Origin of the sequence: Flavobacterium sp. (genome assembly GCF_044368995.1) — a bacterium.
GTDB lineage: Bacteria > Bacteroidota > Bacteroidia > Flavobacteriales > Flavobacteriaceae > Flavobacterium.
The window spans coordinates 1-4,918 of sequence record NZ_JBIPMS010000120.1 but is presented as its reverse complement, the minus strand read 5'-3'; the positions used below and the strand labels follow the sequence as shown (position 1 = coordinate 4,918).

Sequence of the window (4,918 nt, the reverse complement as noted above, 5' to 3'; positions counted from 1 at the left end):
CCTTCTCCACTCATTATTACAGCAATAATTTCTAGAGGGGTGATGTAGTATCTATACCGTTCGTTTTTACCCGTTTTGGTTTTGCTCTTAATATCATACACAAAATTATTTTTTTCTTGATATGATTTTATTTCTAAAATTTCACCGGGAATGTTTTCAAAAAACAAACTGTCAAGCGTTTTATGATTAAACTTTTCATCTTTTTTTGTGATAAAATCCTGAAGCAACATACGTTTTACATTAATATGTCCTCCGTTTCCTAAATCTGGAGATTCTAAATTTTCACCATTTTTTAACACCAAAGGAAACAAAGGCAAAGAAATCATTTCATCTGAAGTGGTATTAATTTCAAAAACGGGTTTTACAAAATAGTCTTCAATCTGTTTTTTTAATTTTTTCCCTTTTTCTGTATATTCAGACAATATTGGTGTAACGGTATATCCTTTTCTTCTTAAAATCTCAATCATTCCGTTTTTACCAGGCAAATGAGCGGCGCCAATAGCAGCAAACAAACTTCCAGTTTTCATGATAGAATCCATGCTTGCGGACATTCCTTCATTTCTATCAAAAAGCATGGCTTTATTGTAAGATTTTGGTGAGGAAAGCATGTTTAGCGTATCCAATAAATCTAAATCTTTTTCACGATATGCATCTCTTAAAACGTCTACATAAGATCGTTTTTTTAATATTTTTAAAATAGCTTGTTTGTTTTCATCTACTTCACTTCTGTCCATTTCCGCCTCAGCTTTTTCGATATTTAAAGTAGTAGATTTAACGTCTTCTAATCCTAATGTCTTTTTACCATATTTTCTTCCAGTTCTGTAAATGAACATATCCAAATAGGTTTCCTCTTGAAATTCTTGATTGGCCTGATTGGTTCGAGATAATAATCCAATTAAATTATAATTTGTTCCTCTAAAAAGAGAATATAAATAGTCTTTTTCTATTGGAGATGTATAAAAATTAGAATAAAAATTTCTTCTTGTTTGTGTAGATTGATAGAATCCATACAAATCGTATAATTCTGTCCAAGTATTTGGTTCACTTTCATTAGCAATAAAATCTGAAGCCATTAATTTTTCGAAAAAAGAATCAGATAAGTGAAAAGAAACCTTGTCGGAAACATGCATGGTGCCATACATGTAGGATTTTTTGGCTAATCCGTTTCCGGAAATTTCCCAAAATAAACTTTGGTATTTTTTTTCTTGTGCAAATGCAGAAATTGATAAAAATGTAAGTAAAAATAAAATCTTTTTCAAAGTGTATTGTAGTTAGGTTAAGTTTTCCCAAATATAATAAATTGATAAGATTATAACACTAATTTAAAAAAAAATATCTATTTCCATTTAATAGATTCTATGATTTTTTTCATGTCATTTTTAATATAATCAGCAGCTGGAAGTATGGAATCAAAATTTGGTTTGGAGTAAAAATACATGCTAGCCGTAACAAAATTTTTGGTACTATCTGTAGCGTAAAATTGCGCGTTAGTAGCAGCATTTCCGCCTACTTGATAAAACATTCCGTATACTTTTCTAGTCGGATTTATGTAGGGCTGTTCAGCAATATCATTGGCTTTTATAGCGTGTTCAAATGTTAATTTCTGTGCGTCTGTAAGTAATTTATCTAAATTATTTTGTACGGGTTTGTACGTTAAATACACCGTTGCTTTCATTTTTGGATAATGAATTTCTAATCCGCAATTTGAGGTTGTTTTTACTTCTGCCAAATCATTTTTATCAAAATCAAAACCACAAGAATTGGAAAATTTCATGTATTTTGCTGGTGGATATTCTAAGCTTAATTGTCCTGTCGGTTTTGGCATTTTTTCATCACCACAAGAAAGTAAAGAAAGACAAAGTAAGCTAAAAATAAGGGGCGTTTTCATTTGTAATTGTTTAATAATAAAGAACTATCTATTCTCTATATTCTATTCTCTATATTCAGAATTAAACTAAGGAATCAAAATCTACATCTTTTGAACTTGGTGGATTTGAAGTTGGCGCTTTAGATAAATCTGAATCTTTTTTAGTGTTTAAGAACGTAAATTCTGTAACTTGAATTTCAGTGGTGTATTTTGTAGTGCCGTCTTCTGCAGTCCATTGACGAGATTTTATTCTACCTTCTATGTATATTTTATCTCCTTTTGAAAGGTATTTTTCGCATAATTCAGCAGCCTTATTTCTTACTACAATATTGTGCCATTCTGTAGAAGTGATTTTTTCACCTGTCGATTTATTAATGTAAACTTCATTTGTTGCCAAAGGAAATCTTCCAATACAACTTTGCGCATCAAAATAATGCATTTTTACCTCGTCTCCTAAGTGACCGATTAGAATAACCTTGTTTAAAGTACCGTTCATGGCTTATATGTTTTTATCAAAAATACTAAATATTATTTATATACCAATTTTTTCTATAAAATTATGCAACACAATAGGAACAGGCAATTGTTTTAATTCTGAAAAAGTATAGCTTTTTTCAATTATTTCTTCCAACTCAATTCTATAAAATTTTATATTTAAATGCTGATGCGATAATTTATGTAACACATCAAAAGCATCAAAATATTGAAATTTTTTAATTTTATATAATTTCTTTAATTGCAATAACATTTCATTTTCATCGAGTTCTTTTTCTGATTCAACACAGGGAAACTCATATAAATTTTTCCAAATTCCGTTTTCAGTTCTTTTGTTCATTATATAATTTCCAAAAGCATCATGAATTAAAACGTAATTTAAAAATCGCTTCGTAACTTTAATTTTTTTAAATTTTACAGGTAATTCCGAGACAATTTTAAGTTTATAAGCTTCACAACTGTCGTTAAAAACACAGTCTGAACAATTTGGTTTTTTAGGCACGCATTGTAACGCTCCAAACTCCATTATAGCTTGATTGTGAAGATTAGGCTCTGTTGTATTAAGTAATTTTTGCGCCAGTTCTATAAAATACGTTTTAGTAGAATTTAAAGAAATATCATAAGTAACATTAAAAACCCGCGACAACACTCTAAACACATTTCCATCTACAACAGCAACTGGTTCATTTGCAGAAAAAGAAGCTATTGCTGCTGCGGTATAGGTTCCAATTCCTTTTAATTTTAGTAATTCAATATATGTATTTGGGAAAATTCCTTGATGATTTTCTACCACAAATTTTGCGGTAAAATGCAAATTTCTGGCACGAGAATAATATCCAAGACCCTGCCAAAGCTTCAAAACTTTTTGTTCATCGGCATTTGCCAAATCTTTTACTGTGGGAAAAGCCGTTACAAAATTTATATAATAAGGTAATCCTTGACCCACTCTTGTTTGTTGCAAAATAATTTCTGAAAGCCATATTTTGTATGCATCATTGGTATTACGCCATGGTAAATCTCTTTTATTTTGTTGGTACCAACTGATTAATTTCTTTGAAAAATTCATAGTAATAATTAAAGCTGTAAAAATAAATCATTTATCTGGTTAAATTTTAGTTCATTATGTTTGAATTTGTATTTTTTTAATTCATATATTTGCACACTCAAAAAAATACACATAAAATTTAACACGCAAGAAAATGACGAAAGCAGATATCGTAGCAAAAATTTCAGAAAAATTAGGTCTTGAAAAAGGTGACGTTCAAGCTACTGTAGAATCATTCATGGAAGAAGTAAAAAATTCATTAGAAACTGGTGATAATGTTTACTTAAGAGGATTTGGTAGTTTTATTGTTAAAACAAGGGCTGAAAAAACGGGAAGAAACATTTCAAAGAATACCACAATTAAAATACCAGCTCACAACATTCCAGCATTTAAACCCGCTAAAATTTTTGTTGAAAGCGTTAAAGAAAAGACAGAAGTAACTGTATAATATTATTTATTAATCATAAAAAACTGCACATTATGCCAAGTGGTAAAAAAAGAAAAAGACATAAGGTAGCTACTCACAAGCGTAAGAAAAGAGCGAGAGCTAACCGTCACAAAAAGAAAAAGTAGTCTAATAACTACTTTTCTTTGTTTAAAAAAAGAAGTTACGTTCCTTGAATTTTAAATTATTTTATTACTTGATTCATTCAATTCATATTATAATTTTATTGGGTATTTTACCTAAATTGTTTAATCCATCCAAGCAATAAGTTGCTAGTTGCTAGTTGTTTTGTACCTTTGGTAACAAACAATCAAAAACCGACAACAAAATGTTCGGATAAAAAAGATACAGTATGAACAAAGAATTAATCATTAGATCTAGTTCAGACGCAGTAGATTTTGCCTTATTAAAAGATGGAAAACTAATTGAATTACACAAAGAAAAAGAGGCTGGCGACAGCATTCAGTTTCAGGTTGGCGATATTTTTATAGCAAAAATAAGAAAACCCGTTGCCGGATTGAACGCCGCATTTGTGCATTTAGGTCATGAAAAAGATGCATTTTTGCATTATCATGATTTAGGCCCAAACCTTGGTTCTTTGATGAAATTTATTAAACTTGTAAGCGCAGGTAAAATAAAAGATTATTCACTCAAAAATTTCCCTTTTGAACCAGAAATCAGCAAAGATGGCACTATAATGGACACATTAAGCGCCAATCAGTCGATTTTAGTTCAAGTAGTTAAAGAACCTATCTCAACAAAAGGACCAAGAATTAGTTCTGAGATTTCTTTAGCTGGAAGATATGTAGTTTTAGTACCTTTTTCAGACCGTGTATCCATTTCACAAAAAATTGGAGACCGAGCAGAAAAAGACCGACTAAAAAAATTACTACAATCTATAAAACCAAAGGGATTTGGTGTTATTGTGAGAACAGTAGCAGAAGGCAGAAAAACAACTGAGATTGAAAAAGATGTAGAAACACTGTTAGACCGTTGGACTACCATGTGTAAAAAACTACAAACCGCACATCATCCCTCAAAAGTATTAGGAGAATTAACAAAATCT

At 30.2% G+C, this 4,918-nt stretch carries 6 protein-coding genes; 2 read left to right on the top strand and 4 right to left on the bottom strand.

Annotated features, from left to right (window positions below):
- The 4 genes from ACIQ2I_RS07870 to mutY all read right to left on the bottom strand — a co-directional run.
- Positions 1-1,259, bottom strand: a 1,259-nt coding sequence (locus tag ACIQ2I_RS07870; RefSeq protein ID WP_396181873.1) for a TraB/GumN family protein, incomplete at its 3' end; no start/stop codon positions are given.
- Positions 1,260-1,336: 77 nt separating this feature from the next.
- Positions 1,337-1,888, bottom strand: coding sequence for a gliding motility lipoprotein GldD (gene gldD, locus ACIQ2I_RS07865; RefSeq protein ID WP_396181872.1), 552 nt, complete (start codon positions 1,886-1,888; stop codon positions 1,337-1,339).
- A 61-nt stretch (positions 1,889-1,949) separates the two neighbouring features.
- Entirely contained in the window at positions 1,950-2,363 is a 414-nt protein-coding gene (locus ACIQ2I_RS07860) for a single-stranded DNA-binding protein (RefSeq protein WP_396181871.1), read from the bottom strand.
- A gap of 36 nt (positions 2,364-2,399) precedes the next feature.
- The gene (mutY, locus tag ACIQ2I_RS07855; protein WP_396181870.1) at positions 2,400-3,428 is read right to left on the bottom strand and encodes an A/G-specific adenine glycosylase; all 1,029 of its coding nucleotides are present in this window, start codon (positions 3,426-3,428) and stop codon (positions 2,400-2,402) included.
- Between the two features lie 133 nt (positions 3,429-3,561).
- On the opposite strand from mutY, the gene ACIQ2I_RS07850 reads away from it, so the two are divergent.
- Both ACIQ2I_RS07850 and ACIQ2I_RS07845 read left to right on the top strand, forming a co-directional pair.
- Positions 3,562-3,855 carry an HU family DNA-binding protein gene (locus tag ACIQ2I_RS07850; RefSeq protein ID WP_291242428.1) on the top strand — a complete coding sequence of 98 codons (294 nt, stop codon included), beginning with the start codon at positions 3,562-3,564 and terminating at the stop codon, positions 3,853-3,855.
- Between the two features lie 349 nt (positions 3,856-4,204).
- A partial coding sequence (locus ACIQ2I_RS07845) for a ribonuclease E/G (protein ID WP_396181869.1) occupies positions 4,205-4,918 on the top strand: 714 nt, incomplete at its 3' end.